At 44.9% G+C, this 18,229-nt stretch carries 17 protein-coding genes; 15 read left to right on the top strand and 2 right to left on the bottom strand.

The window, feature by feature from the left end:
* Positions 1-127 precede the first annotated feature (127 nt).
* Positions 128-3,196, bottom strand: a complete 3,069-nt coding sequence (gene rne, locus OCV50_RS09375) for a ribonuclease E (RefSeq protein WP_261902884.1) — start codon at positions 3,194-3,196, stop codon at positions 128-130.
* A 594-nt stretch (positions 3,197-3,790) separates the two neighbouring features.
* On the opposite strand from rne, the gene rluC reads away from it, so the two are divergent.
* Complete coding sequence (gene rluC / locus OCV50_RS09370) at positions 3,791-4,735, top strand: 23S rRNA pseudouridine(955/2504/2580) synthase RluC (RefSeq protein ID WP_239841478.1); 945 nt, start codon at positions 3,791-3,793, stop codon at positions 4,733-4,735.
* A gap of 243 nt (positions 4,736-4,978) precedes the next feature.
* Here the strand turns inward: rluC and OCV50_RS09365 are convergent, their stop codons facing one another.
* On the bottom strand, positions 4,979-5,560 hold the full coding sequence (locus tag OCV50_RS09365; RefSeq protein WP_239841479.1) for a Maf family protein: 582 nt from the start codon (positions 5,558-5,560) through the stop codon (positions 4,979-4,981).
* A 149-nt stretch (positions 5,561-5,709) separates the two neighbouring features.
* Between OCV50_RS09365 and yceD the strand changes: the two genes are divergently transcribed.
* From yceD to ptsG, 14 genes are all read left to right on the top strand, one after another.
* The gene (gene yceD / locus OCV50_RS09360; protein ID WP_239841480.1) at positions 5,710-6,237 is read left to right on the top strand and encodes a 23S rRNA accumulation protein YceD; all 528 of its coding nucleotides are present in this window, start codon (positions 5,710-5,712) and stop codon (positions 6,235-6,237) included.
* 35 nt (positions 6,238-6,272) lie between these two features.
* Complete coding sequence (gene rpmF, locus OCV50_RS09355; RefSeq protein WP_004414666.1) at positions 6,273-6,443, top strand: 50S ribosomal protein L32; 171 nt, start codon at positions 6,273-6,275, stop codon at positions 6,441-6,443.
* Between the two features lie 10 nt (positions 6,444-6,453).
* Complete coding sequence (plsX, locus tag OCV50_RS09350) at positions 6,454-7,479, top strand: phosphate acyltransferase PlsX (protein WP_239841481.1); 1,026 nt, start codon at positions 6,454-6,456, stop codon at positions 7,477-7,479.
* A 5-nt stretch (positions 7,480-7,484) separates the two neighbouring features.
* Positions 7,485-8,435: a beta-ketoacyl-ACP synthase III gene (locus tag OCV50_RS09345; RefSeq protein ID WP_239841482.1), complete on the top strand. Its 951-nt coding sequence runs from the start codon at positions 7,485-7,487 to the stop codon at positions 8,433-8,435.
* Positions 8,436-8,515: 80 nt separating this feature from the next.
* Positions 8,516-9,439, top strand: coding sequence for an ACP S-malonyltransferase (gene fabD / locus OCV50_RS09340; protein WP_261902883.1), 924 nt, complete (start codon positions 8,516-8,518; stop codon positions 9,437-9,439).
* Positions 9,440-9,459: 20 nt separating this feature from the next.
* Complete coding sequence (gene fabG / locus OCV50_RS09335) at positions 9,460-10,194, top strand: 3-oxoacyl-ACP reductase FabG (protein WP_172974268.1); 735 nt, start codon at positions 9,460-9,462, stop codon at positions 10,192-10,194.
* A 166-nt stretch (positions 10,195-10,360) separates the two neighbouring features.
* Complete coding sequence (acpP, locus tag OCV50_RS09330) at positions 10,361-10,594, top strand: acyl carrier protein (protein ID WP_004737381.1); 234 nt, start codon at positions 10,361-10,363, stop codon at positions 10,592-10,594.
* 93 nt (positions 10,595-10,687) lie between these two features.
* Complete coding sequence (gene fabF, locus OCV50_RS09325; RefSeq protein WP_032552037.1) at positions 10,688-11,932, top strand: beta-ketoacyl-ACP synthase II; 1,245 nt, start codon at positions 10,688-10,690, stop codon at positions 11,930-11,932.
* A gap of 102 nt (positions 11,933-12,034) precedes the next feature.
* The gene (pabC, locus tag OCV50_RS09320) at positions 12,035-12,844 is read left to right on the top strand and encodes an aminodeoxychorismate lyase (RefSeq protein WP_261902882.1); all 810 of its coding nucleotides are present in this window, start codon (positions 12,035-12,037) and stop codon (positions 12,842-12,844) included.
* Complete coding sequence (gene mltG, locus OCV50_RS09315) at positions 12,841-13,857, top strand: endolytic transglycosylase MltG (protein WP_261902881.1); 1,017 nt, start codon at positions 12,841-12,843, stop codon at positions 13,855-13,857. Before pabC ends, mltG begins: the two co-directional genes overlap by 4 nt.
* An 11-nt stretch (positions 13,858-13,868) precedes the next feature.
* Positions 13,869-14,501: a dTMP kinase gene (tmk, locus tag OCV50_RS09310; RefSeq protein WP_261902880.1), complete on the top strand. Its 633-nt coding sequence runs from the start codon at positions 13,869-13,871 to the stop codon at positions 14,499-14,501.
* Between the two features lie 7 nt (positions 14,502-14,508).
* Positions 14,509-15,474 carry a DNA polymerase III subunit delta' gene (locus OCV50_RS09305; RefSeq protein WP_261902879.1) on the top strand — a complete coding sequence of 322 codons (966 nt, stop codon included), beginning with the start codon at positions 14,509-14,511 and terminating at the stop codon, positions 15,472-15,474.
* Positions 15,465-16,232, top strand: coding sequence for a TatD family hydrolase (locus OCV50_RS09300; RefSeq protein WP_261902878.1), 768 nt, complete (start codon positions 15,465-15,467; stop codon positions 16,230-16,232). The genes OCV50_RS09305 and OCV50_RS09300 overlap by 10 nt, the downstream gene beginning before the upstream one ends.
* 445 nt (positions 16,233-16,677) lie before the next feature.
* Complete coding sequence (ptsG, locus tag OCV50_RS09295; protein ID WP_239841489.1) at positions 16,678-18,108, top strand: PTS glucose transporter subunit IIBC; 1,431 nt, start codon at positions 16,678-16,680, stop codon at positions 18,106-18,108.
* Positions 18,109-18,229: the final 121 nt, after the last annotated feature.

Here is an 18,229-nt window from a genome sequence, read left to right as displayed (position 1 = left end):
TTCAAGGTTGAACCTAACTTTGAGTAATATATCTATTAATCGTTATTCCGATAACGCATGTAAAAAAGGCTGCTTATAATAAGCAGCCTTTGATTCTATTTACTTAACAATTTACAACGGTAAATGCTTAGTAGTTTGGCTTAGTCATACCAGAACCAGCTTGGTTCGAAGCAACTTGACTACCAGCACCTTTTGATACGTAACGTTCGCTACGGAATGGCGCTGCAACAACTTCAATCTCTTTAATCTCTTGTGGACCTGGAGCTTTAGTCATCGGAGAGCTAGCTTGCTTCTTCGCTTCCACTGAAGGTTTCTCTTCAGTTGCAGGCGTTGCTTCAACTGGTTTAGCCTCGACAACTGGCGCTTCAACAACCGGAGCTTCAGTCACAGTCTCTTCAGCTTTTGCTTCAACCGCTTCTTCAACAGCAGGTGTCTCTACTACCGGTGCTTCTTCAACAACTGGCGTTGCTACTGGAGCATCAACGACAGGTGCCTCAACAGCAGCTTGTGCTACGACGTCTTCTGCTTTTGCTTCAACAACAGTTTCAACCACAGGCTCTTCACGGCGGATAATTACTTTACCCATTGCCATTTCAGGGCATGCGAAACCGCCAGCAATTACAACATTGTTCTGAACAGTTTCTAGTTCAGCTGTTTGCTGTACTTGTGCTTCTGCCTTCGCAGCTTCAGGTTTCGCTTGTTTGTGGTGTGGCTTCGGCACGAAACGAGGCATCACTTTACCCATAGCCATCTCTGGAGATGCTACACCACCTTTACGTAGGCGGAATGGGTTAGGGCGACGATCACGACCGCGACGACGACGTTGGCCACTTGCACGTAGGTGACGTGGAGAACGACGGTTACGGCGTTGCTTCGGCTCTTCCTGTTCTGCTTGTTCAGTATTCGCTTGGTTAGCTTCTACTTGCTCAGCCACTTTTTGCTCTTGAGCTACAGCCTTGTCTTTAGCGACAACTTGCTCTTTCACAGAGTTGTTTTCTGCTTGAGCTTGTTGGTCTTTAACTCGGATCTGCTTGTTCAGTTTGCGACGTTGACGACGCTCTTTAACTTTGGCAGCTTTCGCTTCAGACTTCGGCTTTTGACCTTCAGGTTTAGAAGCTTGAGCATCCGCAGCTAGCTGTTGGCCTTGTTCTGCAACCTTAGACGGTACTTGCTCTTCGCGTTGTTGCTTCTGCTCGTCGCGCTGCTTGTTGCGGCGGTCTTGCTTCGGCTTACGGTTTTGACGAGGCTGCTGAGTTGCATTTTCTTTTTGCTCTTCAGGCTTCTCATCACGAGCTGGTTTACGACGACGCTTGTTGTCACGGTTTTCGTTACGATCACCACGCTGGTTGCGACGACGGTTGTCATTACGATCACGACGTTGGCGGTTGCCGTTGTTGCGATTGTTCTTAGGTTTCTCTTCCTGCTTCTCTTCCTGTTTCTCTTCTTGAGAAGAAGATCCACCGAATAGGAAGCTACCAATAGCTTTGAAGAAACGGCTGATTAGGCCTGATTCTTGTGCTTTTGGCTCTTCTTTCTTCTCTTCTACTTTTGCTGCAGCTTTTGGTGCTGGAGCTGGCGCAGATTGAGCTGGAGCCGCGAAACCTTTCAGTGCAGGCTCTTCGATCTTCTTAGGGCGAATCGTCTGTTCTGCTGGTTCTTTGCTTTCTGCTTCTTTCAGAGCGTCTAGCTTCTTCGGAAGTAGGTAAGACAGTAGATCGAACTCTTCACCTTCACGAACACGGATAACCTCAAAGTGTGGAGTTTCCATGTCAGAGTTAGGAACAACAGTGATCTTAACTTCTTGGTTTTTCTCGATGTGGTTTACTGAGCGACGTTTTTCATTCAGTAGGTAAGAAGCAATTGGAACAGGCACAACCGCAAGTACTTGCGCTGTGTTGTCTTTTAGAGCTTCTTCTTCAATCAAACGTAGTACAGAAAGTGCTAGAGATTCGTTATCACGAACAACACCAGTACCAGTACAACGAGGACAAATGTGGTGGCTTGCTTCTGCTAGTGATGGGCTCAAACGTTGACGAGACATCTCTAGAAGACCGAAGCGAGAAATACGACCAATTTGAACACGTGCGCGATCTAAACGAACGGCATCGCGCAGACGACTTTCAACTTCGCGTTGGTGGCGAACAGGCGTCATGTCGATGAAGTCGATAACAACAAGACCACCTAGGTCACGTAGACGAAGTTGGCGAGCAATTTCATCTGCAGCTTCTAGGTTAGTGTTCAGTGCTGTTTCTTCAATATCACCGCCTTTCGTTGCACGAGCAGAGTTGATATCGATAGAAGTTAGTGCTTCAGTTGGGTCGATAACAATTGAACCGCCCGACGGAAGGCGAACTTCACGTTGGAAAGCTGATTCAATTTGGCTTTCGATTTGGTAGTGGCTAAACAGCGGCACTTCACCATCATATTTCTTAACGCGACTAATAAAGTCTGGGCGCACTAGTTGAATGTGCGCTTGTGCACGCTCAAAGATAGTGTTGCTGTCGATAAGAATTTCACCAATATCACGACGTAGGTAGTCGCGGATTGCACGAACAATTACGTTACTTTCTTGGTGGATAAGGAAAGGTGCAGCGTTTGAATCCGAAGCTTGCTTGATAGCAGCCCAGTGGTTAAGCAGTACGTTTAAGTCCCACTCAAGCTCTTCTGCGCTTTTGCCAACGCCCGCTGTTCGCACGATCAAACCCATACCTTGAGGTAGCTCAAGAGTGCTTAAAGCTGCTTTTAGTTGTGTACGCTCGTCACCTTCGATACGGCGAGAAATACCGCCTGCACGAGGGTTGTTTGGCATAAGAACTAAGTAGCTACCCGCCAAAGAGATGAAAGTTGTCAGTGCAGCGCCTTTGCTACCACGTTCTTCTTTCTCAACTTGTACGATAACTTCCTGGCCTTCCTTAAGCACTTCTTTGATGCTTGGACGACCTTGGTATGTGTAACCTTCAGGGAAGTATTCGCGGGCAATTTCTTTAAGAGGGAGGAAACCGTGACGTTCTGCGCCGTAATCAACAAATGCCGCTTCTAGGCTTGGTTCAATACGAGTGATACGTCCTTTGTAGATATTCGCTTTTTTTGATTCGTGACCTGGACTTTCGATATCAAGATCGAAAAGTCGCTGGCCGTCAACCAAAGCGACACGCAACTCTTCTTTTTGAGTTGCGTTAATTAACATTCTTTTCATTTAGAAATACTCATTGTCTTTTCTTATTTTCATCATTGTTCTTGTCGCTTGATTTCGTTTCTCATGGTGCCTGATCCCATGGCTTTATCGGTGCAGCCTCCCGGCTGGAAGGGATGCTCTTGGGGCACGTCAGTCATCATAGATAGTGAACTATGATCCGCGATGTGGCGGTGAATACTCAACATGAGCGTACGTGAGTAGAGCGACAAGGAACTCAGTTAACGGTGTCTTACGCCAATGCAGCACGGTTTTGACTGAGTCATCTACTCATTTATTTGCTGGTGAATGGTTAACTGTTTAAATAGTAGTCAAACCATAGATAGCAGCTGTGAACTATAGCAGTGGTCGCTAATCACAGCAATCTGCTTTATCAGAATGCGCGAAAAAAAACGGTTTTTGTTTGTGTTTTGATAGCTCTAACTCACTGTCTATCAATAATTTATCAAATGATATTTAATTTTGCGGCAGTCTTGATTGTTTTTTGTTCGGAGAATCAAACAAATATAGAAGTTTCACGCCTCCTTTTGGGTATAATCGCGCTGAAAAATGCAATTAACTCTCAATTATCAAATTTGACAGTGATACACTAACCGCATGAGCGAAATTAGAACCAAAGTCCAATTTGTCGACATCGATGAAGATATGGCTGGTCAACGTATTGATAACTTCTTACGTAACCAATTAAAAAATATCCCGAAAAGTATGATTTATCGAATCGTACGTAAGGGCGAAGTGCGTGTTAACAAAAAGCGCATCAAAGCTGAATACAAGCTAAAAGCTGGTGATCTTGTTCGCATTCCACCAGTGACGGTGGAAGAGAAAGTCGAAGAAAATGTGCCGAGCACAAAGCTGAATAAGGTTTCAGAGCTTGAGCATTGCATCATCTACGAAGATGACCACATGCTTATTCTGAACAAGCCTTCAGGTACAGCGGTACACGGTGGTAGTGGTCTTAAGTTTGGTGCTATCGAAGCTCTTCGAGCTTTGCGACCAGAAGCTCGTTTTCTAGAGTTGGTACACCGTATCGATAGAGACACATCGGGTATCCTGTTGGTCGCTAAGAAGCGTTCAGCATTACGTCACCTGCAAGCGCAGTTCCGTGAAAAGACGGTACAGAAGTACTATTTTGCATTGGTCATGGGCGAGTGGAAGAACAGCTGTAAAGTAGTAAATGCACCACTGCTTAAGAATGAAGTGAATAGCATTGTTCGAGTGAACCCAAATGGCAAAGCATCAGAAACTCGTTTTAAGGTGTTAGAAAAGTTCAAAGATGCGACCTTGATTCAAGCAAGCCCAATTACTGGTCGTACACACCAAATTCGTGTCCACACTCAATATACTGGTCATCCGATTGCGTGGGATGATCGTTATGGCGACCGACGCTTTGATGCTTATACAGGTAAAGTTGGTCTAGACCGTCTGTTCCTGCATGCGGCGAACATCAAGTTTACACACCCAGGCAGTGAAGAGAAGATGGATATCTCTGCTCCAATGGAAGCGAAGCTAGAAAAAGCAATCGCTGGTCTGCGTAAGCTGTAAGTAGATACGAGGGTATAGAGTGTTTTCTATACTTGTCCTTCAATCTCTTAAATGAGAAAGGTTGACGAATATCGTCAACCTTTTTTGTTTGTACTTCTTACAAGAGCTCCCCAACTGGGGATGACGATATAGTAAATCTCCAATAACTAGCAGACCTCAGGATTGTAATAATCATTAGGTTCCGTCATTCCCTAGACTGACGAAGGAAGGAGTAGGGAATCTCTAGCGAAGATATCGTATCCGTTAAAGCACATTCATTCCTTGCGCTTCCAACATATCAATTAGGTCGATAAGCGGTAACCCAATTAATGTATTTGGATCTTTCCCTTCAAGACGCTTAAAAAGCGCGATGCCCAACCCTTCGCTCTTAAAACTCCCCGCACAATAGAAAGGTTGTTCTTTGTCGACATAGCTTTCAATTTGCGCAGTGCTTAAATGGCGGAAATGAACCACAAAGGTGTCGAGACGCGTGTCAGCTTTCTGGGTTTCGCTGTTCCAAACAGAAAGGCCTGTGTAAAAAGTAATGCTTTTACCACTTTGCTTAGTCAGCTGCTCAATGGCTTTTTCACGTGTATGCGGCTTACCAATAATCTCACCATCAATCACACAAACCTGATCTGAGCCGATAACTAGGCTAGGGGAAGAGATCTCACAAGATTTTGCTTTCTCTTCCGATAAGCGGGTGACGAGTTGTTGAGGTGTTTCGCCTGTTAGAGGCGTTTCATCGCAGTCTGGCTTCGCCGTTACAAAGCTTAAATGGAGTTTTTTAAGTATCTCTTGCCTAAATGGGGAAGTAGAGGCCAAAACTAGTTGGTAATTTTTCATTTTAATTTACAATTCGTAGAAGCATTTAATGCAGGATATAGTAACTTATCTTGATATTCATAATGCTCTGTATGGGAAAGGTAAAAAAGTGTACTTTTTTTGCCATTTCCTTTGACTAAACTCGATTTGGAAGATAATATTCGCGCCCTATGCAAAAGGTAAAAATACCGCGTACAGTTGATCCGGCTAGAACCGCTCAAAAACGACTTGATTTAGATGGCATCATCCAAACTAGTCTTTTCAAGCGCTTAAGCGAAGCAACTGAAGGCGTAAAACGTGACGCGCAAGTCTCATTGTCATTTGGGCTTGATGAACAACGATTAGTCGTTATCTCTGGTAAAGCTAACGTCGAAGTCGATTTAGAGTGTCAACGTTGTAATGAGGTTTTCGCACATGAGTGCGATGTCGAATTCACTTATACTCCTTACTACAATGAGAAAAGTGAAGAAGAAGCACCGGAAGAGTACGATTTGGTAGATCTGAACGAGTACGGTGAGTTAGACCTGATTCAACTAGTTGAAGACGAGTTCATCCTTGGATTGCCACAAGTAGCAATGCACGACGAAGCGGACTGTAGCGTTAACTCAAATAACTTGGTGTTTGGTGAACTTCCTGAAGAAATTGAGGAAGATAAGAAGCCGAATCCATTTGATGTTTTAAAAAGCTTAAAGAAGTAACTGCTTCTTTAAGAATTTACATAGGAGTAGGGTCAATGGCCGTACAAAAGAGCAAGAAATCACGTTCAATGCGTGGCATGCGTCGTTCACACGATGCGCTAACTACAGCTGCACTTTCTGTAGACGCAACTTCAGGTGAAACTCACCTACGTCACAACGTGACTGCGGAAGGTTACTACCGCGGCAAAAAGGTTATCAACAAGTAAGGTTGACCTTTTGCAAAATATAACCGTTGCGCTTGATGCAATGGGCGGGGATTTCGGTCCTCGTGTAACAGTGCCTGCCGCCGTGCAGGCACTGTCGTATTTCCCAGAGCTAAAAGTCATTCTCATAGGTGATCGAAATGCGATCACATCTCAATTATCTTCATTAGGTCGACAGCCTGATTCTCGTTTGAGCATCCAGCACTGTGACCGAGTTATCTCAAACTCAGAAAAGCCTTCTCTTGCCTTACGAAACAGTCAGGGCAGCTCTATGCGTGAAGCAATCGATATGGTTGCAGAATCTCAAGCAGACGCATGTGTCAGCGGTGGTAATACCGGTGCATTAATGGCTTTGTCTCGTTTTCGATTGAAACTTCTTCCCGGTATTGATAGACCAGCACTTGTTTCAGCATTGCCAACCGCTTCTGGTGGTAGGACGTGGATGTTGGATCTTGGTGCCAATGTATCCAGTGATGCAGACTCTCTTTTTCAATTTGCTGTTATGGGAAGTGCATTAGCAGAACAACATTTAAACCGCCCACCACGTGTCGCGATTTTGAATATCGGCGCAGAAGAAATAAAAGGCAATGACCTTGTAAAACGATGCGCGGAAATGTTGTCTAATACCCAGTCTGTGAACTTCATCGGCTATATTGAAGGAAATCAATTGCTGCAAGATGCGGCAGATGTGGTTGTGTGTGATGGTTTTGTAGGCAATGTGTGCCTAAAAACGTGTGAAGGCACTGCACAGCTCTTTATTGATAAGCTAAAAACGCGCATCATGGCGTCAACGATAAAGGGTTGGATCGCCAGAATATTGTTTTCTGAGCTATTTACTGAATTAAAAACCTTGAACCCCGACCAGTATAACGGCGCAAGTTTGTTAGGATTGCGCGGCATTGTCATTAAAAGTCATGGAAGTGCTGATGTACCTGCCGTCGTCAATGCGATTGGCGAGGCAGTACACGAGGTCAAACGACAAGTCCCTAGCCGCATTAGCGATCGTTTGGAAGCGGTTTTACTCGAGAGGCATTATTAGTCTTCATGTATAGCAAAATATTAGGTACTGGCAGCTACTTGCCATCTCAGGTGCGTACCAACGCAGATCTAGAGAAAATGGTAGAGACTAGCGATGAGTGGATTGTTGCTAGAACAGGAATTAAAGAGCGTCGTATCGCTGCAGAAAATGAAACTGTAGCGGATATGGCGTTCTACGCTGCTGAAAACGCAATTGATATGGCGGGTATCGATAAACATGATATCGACTTGATCATCGTTGCAACGACCAGCAGCAGCCATACGTTCCCTTCTTCTGCATGTCAGGTACAAGGTAAGCTTGGTATTAAAGGTTGCCCAGCGTTTGACTTAGCGGCGGCATGTTCTGGTTTTGTTTACGCACTATCAGTCGCTGATCAACACATCAAGTCAGGCATGTGTAAGAACGTTTTGGTTATCGGTGCTGATGCACTATCAAAAACTTGTGACCCAACGGATCGCTCTACTATCATCCTATTTGGTGATGGTGCAGGTGCCGTTGTGGTTGGCGCAAGCGAAGAGCCAGGTATTTTGTCTACTCATATTTACTCTGACGGTAAATACGGTGAACTACTAAGCCTTGAAGTTCCTGAGCGCGGCGGCGACGCTGACAAGTGGCTTCACATGGCAGGCAACGAAGTTTTCAAAGTAGCGGTAACTCAGCTTTCTAAGCTAGTGAAAGATACACTGGCAGCGAACAACATGGATAAGTCGGAACTTGATTGGTTAGTACCACATCAAGCCAATTACCGAATCATCTCTGCGACAGCTAAGAAACTAACTATGTCGCTTGATCAAGTTGTGATTACGCTTGATAAGCACGGTAACACGTCGGCTGCGACGGTTCCGACTGCGTTAGATGAAGCGGTTCGTGATGGACGAATTAAACGTGGTCAGACTCTTCTTCTTGAAGCGTTTGGTGGCGGTTTCACTTGGGGCTCAGCACTCGTTAAGTTCTAACCCCTAAGTCGACAGAACAATCAAGGCACATAGATTATGTGCCTTATTCAATTTTTTGCATTGCTTAAAGGATAATTACAATGAGCAAGTTTGCTATCGTATTCCCAGGCCAAGGCTCTCAAGCTGTTGGTATGCTTGCTGAACTAGGCGAGCAGTATGATGTTGTAAAACAGACATTCGCTGAAGCTTCTGAAGCGCTTGGCTACGACCTATGGGCTTTAGTTCAAGACGGTCCTGTAGAAAACCTAAACGAAACTTTCCGTACTCAACCAGCTCTACTTGCTGCGTCTGTTGCTATCTGGCGTGTATGGCAAGAGCTAGGCCTAGAGCAACCAGCAAACCTAGCGGGTCACAGCCTAGGTGAGTACTCTGCACTAGTATGTGCTGGTGTTATCGACTTTAAAGAAGCGATCAAGCTAGTTGAGCTTCGTGGTCAACTGATGCAAGAAGCGGTACCTGCAGGCGTAGGTGCTATGTACGCAATCATCGGTCTTGATGATGAATCAATTGCGAAAGCGTGTGAAGAAGCTGCTCAAGATGAAGTCGTTTCTCCAGTGAACTTCAACTCTCCAGGCCAAGTTGTCATCGCAGGTAACAAAGCGGCGGTAGAGCGTGCGGGTGCACTATGTAAAGAAGCTGGCGCTAAGCGTGTTCTTCCTTTACCAGTATCAGTACCATCTCACTGTGCGCTAATGAAGCCAGCCGCTGACAAGCTAGCGGTAGCTCTAGAAGCTCTTGAGTTCAACGCACCAGCACTGCCTGTAATCAACAACGTTGACGTAGCTGCTGAAACTGATCCTGCGAAGATTAAAGACGCACTTGTACGTCAACTATACAGCCCAGTACGTTGGACTGAAGGCGTTCAAGCGATGAACGAGCAAGGCGTAGAAAAACTACTAGAATTAGGCCCAGGTAAAGTTCTTACGGGTTTAACTAAGCGTATTGTTAAAACAATGACAGCTGCTGCAGTAAATGATGCTGCATCTCTAGAAGCTGCTAAATAACGACATAAAGAGAAGTTATGATGAATTTAGAAGGCAAAGTTGCACTAGTAACTGGTGCAAGCCGTGGTATCGGCCGTGCTATCGCTGAACTATTGGTTGAGCGTGGTGCTAAAGTTATCGGTACTGCAACGTCAGAAAACGGTGCTGCTGCGATCAGCGAGTATCTTGGTGAAAACGGTAAAGGTCTTGCTCTGAACGTGACAGATGTTGATTCAATTGCTGCTACACTGAAAACCATCAACGATGAGTTCGGTGCGATTGATATCCTAGTGAACAACGCGGGTATCACACGCGATAACCTACTTATGCGCATGAAAGACGATGAGTGGAATGACATCATCGATACCAACCTAACGCCTATCTACCGCATGTCTAAAGCAGTACTGCGCGGCATGATGAAGAAGCGTGAAGGTCGCATCATCAACGTAGGTTCTGTAGTTGGTACTATGGGTAACGCTGGTCAAGCAAACTACGCTGCAGCTAAAGCTGGCGTTATTGGTTTCACTAAGTCTATGGCACGTGAAGTTGCTTCTCGTGGTGTGACAGTGAACACAGTTGCGCCTGGTTTTATTGAAACAGACATGACAAAAGCGCTAAATGACGACCAACGTGCAGCAACTTTGGCGAATGTACCAGCAGGTCGTCTAGGTGACCCTCGCGAAATCGCTGAAGCTGTGGTATTTTTGGCGTCGCCTGCGGCAGCTTATATCACAGGTGAAACACTTCACGTCAATGGCGGTATGTACATGGTGTAAATTGTGTGCAACATTTGTGCATGATTTAAGTCAAAATCATACGTAATTTCGGTTAAAATCGCTAAAATTGTGGTTTGACCAGAAAAGTTGGCCTTGCAACTTTTAATAGATTGAATAAACTACGGAAAACATCGCATAAAGCGAACTCTGTAAAGGAAAAGAAAAAATGAGCAACCTCGAAGAACGCGTAAAGAAAATCATTGTTGAACAACTAGGTGTAGACGAAGCAGAAGTTAAAAACGAAGCTTCTTTCGTTGATGACCTAGGTGCTGATTCTCTAGACACTGTTGAGCTAGTAATGGCTCTAGAAGAAGAATTCGACACTGAAATCCCAGATGAAGAAGCTGAGAAAATTACTACTGTTCAAGCTGCTATCGACTACGTAACTAGCGCTCAGTAATAATCTCTCCCAGGCGGTCACCTCGACCGCCTGTGTTTTATCTAACTCATCTATCCTCATCCTAAATCATTTCAATCCCCGGAGTGTAAAATCGTGTCCAAGCGTCGTGTAGTTGTCACTGGCATGGGTATGTTGTCACCGGTAGGCAACACTGTAGAATCTTCTTGGAAAGCCCTGCTAGCTGGTCAAAGTGGTATCGTGAATATCGAGCACTTTGATGCAACCAATTTCTCAACTCGTTTTGCAGGTCTAGTTAAAGACTTTAACTGCGAAGAGTACATGTCTAAAAAAGATGCTCGTAAAATGGATCTATTCATCCAATACGGCGTCGCAGCAGGTGTTCAGGCACTTGATGATTCTGGTCTAACCGTTACTGATGAGAACGCACCACGTATTGGTGTGGCTATCGGTTCTGGTATCGGCGGCTTAGGTTTGATCGAAGCTGGTCACCAAGCTCTGACTGAAAAAGGCCCTCGTAAAATTAGCCCATTCTTTGTACCGTCAACCATCGTAAACATGATTGCTGGTCACATGTCTATCATGCGTGGTCTACGTGGTCCAAACATCGCGATTTCGACAGCGTGTACGACTGGTCTACATAACATTGGTCACGCGGCACGTATGATTGCATACGGCGATGCTGACGCAATGCTAGCGGGTGGTGCTGAGAAAGCATCTACACCACTAGGTATGGGTGGTTTTGGTGCAGCTAAAGCACTTTCTACTCGTAACGATGAGCCTCAAAAAGCTTCTCGCCCATGGGATAAAGGCCGTGACGGTTTTGTTCTTGGTGATGGTGCAGGCATGATGGTACTAGAAGAGTACGAACACGCTAAAGCTCGTGGCGCTAAGATCTACTGTGAGCTTGTAGGCTTCGGTATGTCTGGTGACGCTTACCACATGACTTCTCCAAGTGAAGATGGTTCTGGTGGTGCACTAGCGATGGAAGCTGCGATGCGCGATGCTGGCATTACTGGTGAGCAAATCGGTTATGTTAACGCACACGGTACATCGACTCCAGCTGGTGACGTAGCAGAGATCAAAGGCATCAAGCGTGCTCTTGGTGAAGCAGGTTACAAGCAAGTACTGGTTTCGTCGACTAAGTCTATGACTGGTCACCTACTGGGTGCTGCGGGCTCTGCAGAAGCTATCATCACGGCAATGTCTCTGGTTGACCAAGTTGTTCCACCAACAATCAACCTAGACGATCCTGAAGAGGGTCTAGACATCGACCTAGTTCCACACACAGCTCGTGAAGTTAGCGGCATGGAATATGCGGCGTGTAACTCATTCGGCTTTGGTGGTACTAACGGCTGTTTGATCTTCAAAAAGATTTAATCATCTTATAAAAGACTCAAACATCGTAGATAGTCATTAAATAGACTTGTTTTTAAACGGCTTGATGCTTAGCATTGAGCCGTTTCTTTTTTGGAGAAAAGCATGTTTTGGGTTGATGGAGAAAGCCAGCAAACAGTTGCCTTAACTGATCGTTCGTTTCAGTACGGCGATGGTTGTTTTACCACGATGCTGACACTCGATGGTGAAATTCAGTATTACAATGATCACCAACAGCGAGTTGATGCCTGCTTAGCCGCGTTGCGTATTACTCCTCTCGATTGGGAGCGAGTTCGCTTATGGCTTGAGAAAGCGCTCGATTATGTGCCCAAAAAGGGGCTAGGCGGTGTGAAGCTGCATGTGAGTCGTGGTTCTGGTGGCCGTGGCTATAGCCCAATGGGCGTGCTTGAACCTGTGGTTACAATTAGTACGTTTGCTTATCCATCGCATTATCTTCAATGGCAGCAGTCTGGTGTTGAACTTGGTGTTTGTCAGCAGAAGCTTGGTTTGTCTCCGTTGCTCGCAGGCCACAAACATAACAATCGTCTTGAGCAGATCCTCATAAAGGCTGAGCTAGATGAAGCTAGACTGGCTGATGGCATCGTACTAGATATTAATGATCAGGTGATTGAAACCTCTATGGCCAATCTGTTTTGGCGTAAAGGTTCGACGATCTACACTCCTGACCTTAGTGCTAGTGGTGTCGCAGGCGTGATGAGAAAGCAGGTGATACTTGAGTTAAGCCAGCAAAAAGAGGTTGTCGTCGGTAGTTTTGATTTAGAACATCTGCTGTCTAGCGACGAAGTCTTCATTACTAACTCGATCCTTAGCGTTGCTCCTGTTACAAAAATTAAAGAAACCACGTTCGAAATTGGACATGTCACCCGTACCCTTCAAGGACTATTAAACTCGTGATTAAGAAGTTATCTATTTTTGTCGTTTTATGTTTGGTGATCGCAGCGTCAGCAGCATTCTATGTATACAACCAAGCTGAAGTTCATCTAAAACAAGTGATTCAGCTCGAAGAGCCGCAGGTGATCACCGTTGCACCAGGTGCGAGTTTCCATCGCGTATTGAATCAACTGGTTAATGAAGGTCTGTTTACAGCGTCGCCATACAGCAAACTGATTCGCAAACTTCACCCAGAGTTAGTGGATGTGAAAGCGGGTACTTTCTTGCTTGAGCCAGAGTTAACGCTTGATCAAGCACTCCAAGTATTGGTTGAAGGAAAAGAACACCAGTTTACGATCACGTTTGTTGAAGGGAGTCGCTTTGATGAATGGCGTGAGCAGTTAGAACAAAACGAATTTATTGAGCAGACATTGCAGGGTGTCTCTGAAGAAGAGATCGCAGAACTGTTGGGTGTTGAGCATAAGAAACTTGAGGGACTCTTCCTTGCAGAAACTTATCACTACACCTACGGCACTAGCGATTTAGACTTACTAAAACGCGCTCATCAAGACCTAATGGATGTAGTCAATCAAGAATGGGAGAGCCGTGTTGAGAAGCTGCCTCTTAAATCACCTTATGAAGCACTTATCCTTGCGTCTATTATCGAAAAAGAGACAGCTGTTGCTTCCGAGCGCGAGCGTGTTTCATCGGTGTTCATTAACCGCCTAAATAAGCGTATGCGTCTGCAGACTGATCCAACGGTTATCTACGGAATGGGCGACAGCTATGATGGCAACATTCGTAAAAAAGACCTTAGAACACCAACACCATACAACACATACACTATTAATGGTTTACCACCTACGCCAATTGCGATGGCAGGAAGAGCATCGATTAATGCGGCTTTAAACCCAGAGCAGAGTAACTACCTTTACTTTGTCGCAAGCGGTACTGGCGGCCATGTATTTTCAAAGAGTTTGGCTGAGCACAATCGTGCAGTACGAGCTTACTTAAAACAATTAAGAAAGAATAAATAAAGAACACAGCTATGAATCAGTCGAAGTTTATTACGGTAGAAGGCCTAGAGGGTGCAGGTAAAAGCACCGCGATCAACGCTATCCTAGCAACACTGAAAGAGTCGGGTGTTGCTGAGGTCGTGAACACTCGTGAACCGGGCGGCACTGTCCTTGCCGAAAAAATGCGTTCTCTAGTAAAAGAAGAGCATGAAGGCGAAAAGCTGCAAGATATGACGGAGCTGTTATTGATGTATGCAGCGCGTGTCCAATTGGTTGAGAACGTGATTAAACCTGCTCTTACTGAAGGAAAATGGGTATTGGGTGATCGTCATGATATGTCATCACAAGCTTATCAAGGCGGTGGTCGTCAGATTGCTCGCGAAACCATGACGTCATTGAAAGAGACAACGTTGGGTGACTTCAAGCCAGATTTAACTCTATATTTAGATTTGGACCCACGTGTTGGGTTAGAACGTGCGCGTGGTCGCGGTGAGTTAGATCGTATTGAAAAGATGGATATCTCATTCTTCGACCGTACACGCGAACGCTACTTAGAGATTGCCGAGCAAGATGACTCTGTATTGGTTATCAATGCTGAACAAGAGATTGATCAAGTAGCAGCAGATATCAAACAAGCACTAACAACTTGGTTAGAGCAACAGTAGGTTAAACATGACCGAGTTATACCCTTGGCTATTACCACTTTGGAATGAGTGGAAAAAGAGTCTAGAAGCAGGGCGGTTCCCTAATTCGTCTATTGTAAATGCACCTTTAGGTTTGGGCGTTGATAAAGCTGTGGATCAGCTCACGTCGTCGTTGATGTGTATCAATTACGAAAGTGAAGCCTGCGGCTTTTGTCATAGCTGTGAATTGATGAAATCAGGCAGCCACCCAGACTTTCATGTCATCTCTCCAGAGAAAGAAGGCAAAGCAATTACCGTCGACCAGATTCGCTCTAGTAATCGCTGGGCGCAAGAGTCATCTCAATTAAATGGTTTGCGGGTTATCGTTGTGAGCCCAGCAGAGGCGATGAATGAATCGGCATCGAATGCACTACTTAAAACGCTGGAAGAGCCTTCTAGTGAGTGTATTTTTATATTGGTGAGCCAGAATAGCCATCGTCTAATGCCGACGATTGTTAGCCGTTGTCAGCAGTTTAGCGTGGCAGCACCAAGCATAGAAGCTGGTGGTCAGTGGTTAAAGCAAGAGCTAGGCAAAGATGTTCCGGATTATGTTCTGGCTCTGAATGACAATGCCCCGCTTTTGGCAAAGGCGATGGTTGAAGAGGGCGATTTAGATACTTCGAAGCAGCTCTTCGATCGCTTTTTAAAGATTGTTCAGCGTAATGATCTTAATTTAATGCAATTCGCTTCTGAAATAGCGAAAGACTCAGTGGTTCAGTTAAGTTGGTTATGGCATTTGCTCTCAGATGTGCAAAAGGTACATTTTGGTATACAAAGCCAATCTCTTCTGCCAAGCGCACAAGCCTTAGCAAATACACTTTCGTACCAATCTGCTCATAAGTCATCAGGCCAGCTCTTGATTCTTATGGAGCAACTAAAGCAACACCCAGGGCTCAACACAGAGCTTCTGATAATGAACTGGCTTATCGCCACTTGTGAGGAAACATGTTCGTAGACTCCCATTGTCATTTAGACAAATTGGATTATCAAGATTTACATACTGGCGTTGAAGATGTCATCAATAAGGCGAAAGAAGCCAATGTTGAACAGCTGCTTTCTGTTGGCGTGACATTAGACTCTTTTGAAAACATGCTCGACATGATTTCACCTTTCGAAAATGTTCACGCATCATGTGGCGTTCACCCACTTGATGTTGAGAGTGACTTCGATTTTGAAAGAATGCGTCGTTATGCTAGCGATGACAAGGTTGTTGCCATAGGTGAGACCGGGTTGGATTACCACTATCAGCCAGAGACGGCTGCACTGCAACAAGAGCGTTTTAAGCAGCACGTTGAGCTTGCGGTAGAGCTTAATAAGCCTTTGATCATTCACACGCGAAATGCCCGTGAAGATACACTTGCCATTCTGCGTGATGGTGGTGCTGAGAAATGTGGTGGCGTCATTCACTGTTTCACTGAGGATCAAGCCTTCGCGGATGCTGCTATGGAGCTAGGTTTTTACATATCGATTTCCGGGATCGTAACCTTTAGGCAGGCGACAGAGCTGAAAGAAGTGGTTAAAAATATCCCCCTTGATAGGCTACTAATTGAAACGGATTCTCCATATCTAGCGCCAGTACCATATCGTGGAAAGCAGAATCAGCCTGCGTATGTGGTAGAAGTGGCTGCATATATCGCTCAGCTCAAGGGAATTTCAATGAAAGAGGTTGCACAAAAAACCACGGAAAATTACCGAAAACTTTTTTTGCGATGAAAAATCGATTTAATAAACAAAAGGGAGCGTAAGCTCCCTTTTTTGCGTATTAGATCACCAAAATGCTCAACTTTTTTAATGTTTACTAATTATGTTGAACTTGAGAGTGTGAAATGCAACATTCGTAATTTTGTTACTAAAAATAACATTGCACTTTATTTTATTTACCCCGTGAAATAATAATCTAATAATAAAAAATTCATATAAAACAATAATTTACACAATTGTAAACCATTGCATTTTTGGATTTGACATGTGATCCAAGACGTGTTTTGAAACTAAATTTCGTAAGTCACTAGAAACTTTGTTACCCATCAATATATATTTAGCGGCAGAAAATATAATGCAATACATGGTTACATTTTCACTGGGTGCTAACATTTAGGCTACGGGGGTGTGCCGTTAGAACCCATATAATTATTTTATCTTTATCAGGAGCATAAACATGTTTAAGAACCTTTTTGCTAGCCTGCAAAAAGTTGGTAAGTCTCTGATGCTACCAGTATCAGTTTTACCAGTTGCGGGTATTTTGCTTGGTGTTGGTGCAGCGGACCTTCCTTTCATTCCAGAAATCGTTTCTAACCTAATGGAACAAGCTGGTGGTTCGGTATTCGGTCAAATGGCTCTACTGTTCGCAGTAGGTGTTGCACTTGGCTTTACAAACAACGACGGTGTAGCTGGTCTTGCTGCAATCGTTGGTTACGGTATCATGACTGCAACACTTGGCGTAATGGCTGGTGTTATGGGCGTTGATAAAATCGATACTGGCGTACTAGGTGGTATCCTAGTCGGTGGTGTTGCTGCTTGGGCATTCAACCGTTTCTACCGCATCCAACTTCCAGAGTACCTTGGCTTCTTCGCTGGTAAGCGTGCAGTGCCAATCATCACTGGTTTCTCTGCGATCGGTCTAGCAATCCTACTATCTGTAGTATGGCCACCAGTTGGCGGCGCTATCTCTGCGTTCTCTGATTGGGCTGCTCACCAAAACCCACAAGTGGCGTTTGGTATCTACGGTATCGTTGAGCGTTCTCTAATTCCATTTGGTCTTCACCACGTATGGAACGTACCTTTCTTCTTCGAAGCTGGTACTTGTGTTAACGCTGCTGGCGAAACTCAAAACGGTGTTCTTACTTGTTACCTAGTTGCTGATGAAGCATCTCGTGCTGCAGGCAACGGCTTCGGTCAGCTAGCAGGTGGTTACATGTTCAAGATGTTCGGTCTACCAGCTGCTGCAATCGCAATTGCACACTCTGCTAAGCCTGAGAACCGCGTTAAAGTAATGGGTATCATGGCATCAGCTGCTCTGACTTCATTCCTAACAGGTATTACTGAGCCAATCGAATTCTCATTCCTATTCGTTGCTCCAGTACTGTACGCAATCCACGCTCTACTAGCGGGTTCTGCATACGTTCTAGCGAACACTCTAGGTTTTGTACACGGTACATCTTTCTCTCACGGTCTAATCGACTTCCTAGTTCTATCTGGCAACGCGTCTAAGATGGGTCTAATGATTGTTTGTGGCCTAGGTTACGCAGCGCTTTACTACTTCGTATTCCGCACAGTAATCAAAGCTCTTGACCTTAAGACTCCTGGTCGTGAAGACGAGTCTGAAGACCAAGCTGTTGCGACTGGCTCTGAGCTAGCTGGCGAACTAGTTGCTGCATTTGGCGGTAAAGCTAACATCACTGGTCTTGACGCTTGTATCACTCGTCTACGTGTAGCGGTTGCTGATACTGAAGTTGTTGACCAAGACAAACTGAAGAAACTAGGTGCTGCTGGTGTAGTAGTAGTAGCTGGTGGTGTTCAAGCTATCTTCGGTACTAAGTCTGACAACCTGAAAACAGACATGGATGAGTGGATCCGTAACAACGGCTAATCACTGATTCAATTGAATAGAAGGAGGCTTTTAGCCTCCTTTTTTCGTTTTTGAATACTCCTCACCACTCTTATCATGTTGACTTAATATCCATCATTCTCTAACTCTACGATGACATCTA

This window comes from Vibrio fortis (assembly GCF_024347475.1).
Taxonomy (GTDB): Bacteria; Pseudomonadota; Gammaproteobacteria; order Enterobacterales; family Vibrionaceae; genus Vibrio; species Vibrio fortis.
This window is presented reverse-complemented; position numbering and strand designations above follow the sequence as displayed.

What these genes read in the sequence shown, in the direction of transcription:
- OCV50_RS09305 (WP_261902879.1), top strand. Translation starts at nt 14,509, where the DNA reads ATGACCGAGTTATACCCTTGGCTATTACCACTTTGGAATGAGTGGAAA.
- OCV50_RS09345 (WP_239841482.1), top strand. Translation starts at nt 7,485, where the DNA reads ATGTATAGCAAAATATTAGGTACTGGCAGCTACTTGCCATCTCAGGTG.
- OCV50_RS09300 (WP_261902878.1), top strand. Translation starts at nt 15,465, where the DNA reads ATGTTCGTAGACTCCCATTGTCATTTAGACAAATTGGATTATCAAGAT.
- OCV50_RS09365 (WP_239841479.1), bottom strand. Translation starts at nt 5,560, where the DNA reads ATGAAAAATTACCAACTAGTTTTGGCCTCTACTTCCCCATTTAGGCAA.
- rne (WP_261902884.1), bottom strand. Translation starts at nt 3,196, where the DNA reads ATGAAAAGAATGTTAATTAACGCAACTCAAAAAGAAGAGTTGCGTGTC.
- yceD (WP_239841480.1), top strand. Translation starts at nt 5,710, where the DNA reads ATGCAAAAGGTAAAAATACCGCGTACAGTTGATCCGGCTAGAACCGCT.
- acpP (WP_004737381.1), top strand. Translation starts at nt 10,361, where the DNA reads ATGAGCAACCTCGAAGAACGCGTAAAGAAAATCATTGTTGAACAACTA.
- fabG (WP_172974268.1), top strand. Translation starts at nt 9,460, where the DNA reads ATGAATTTAGAAGGCAAAGTTGCACTAGTAACTGGTGCAAGCCGTGGT.
- pabC (WP_261902882.1), top strand. Translation starts at nt 12,035, where the DNA reads ATGTTTTGGGTTGATGGAGAAAGCCAGCAAACAGTTGCCTTAACTGAT.
- ptsG (WP_239841489.1), top strand. Translation starts at nt 16,678, where the DNA reads ATGTTTAAGAACCTTTTTGCTAGCCTGCAAAAAGTTGGTAAGTCTCTG.
- rluC (WP_239841478.1), top strand. Translation starts at nt 3,791, where the DNA reads ATGAGCGAAATTAGAACCAAAGTCCAATTTGTCGACATCGATGAAGAT.
- fabD (WP_261902883.1), top strand. Translation starts at nt 8,516, where the DNA reads ATGAGCAAGTTTGCTATCGTATTCCCAGGCCAAGGCTCTCAAGCTGTT.
- tmk (WP_261902880.1), top strand. Translation starts at nt 13,869, where the DNA reads ATGAATCAGTCGAAGTTTATTACGGTAGAAGGCCTAGAGGGTGCAGGT.
- rpmF (WP_004414666.1), top strand. Translation starts at nt 6,273, where the DNA reads ATGGCCGTACAAAAGAGCAAGAAATCACGTTCAATGCGTGGCATGCGT.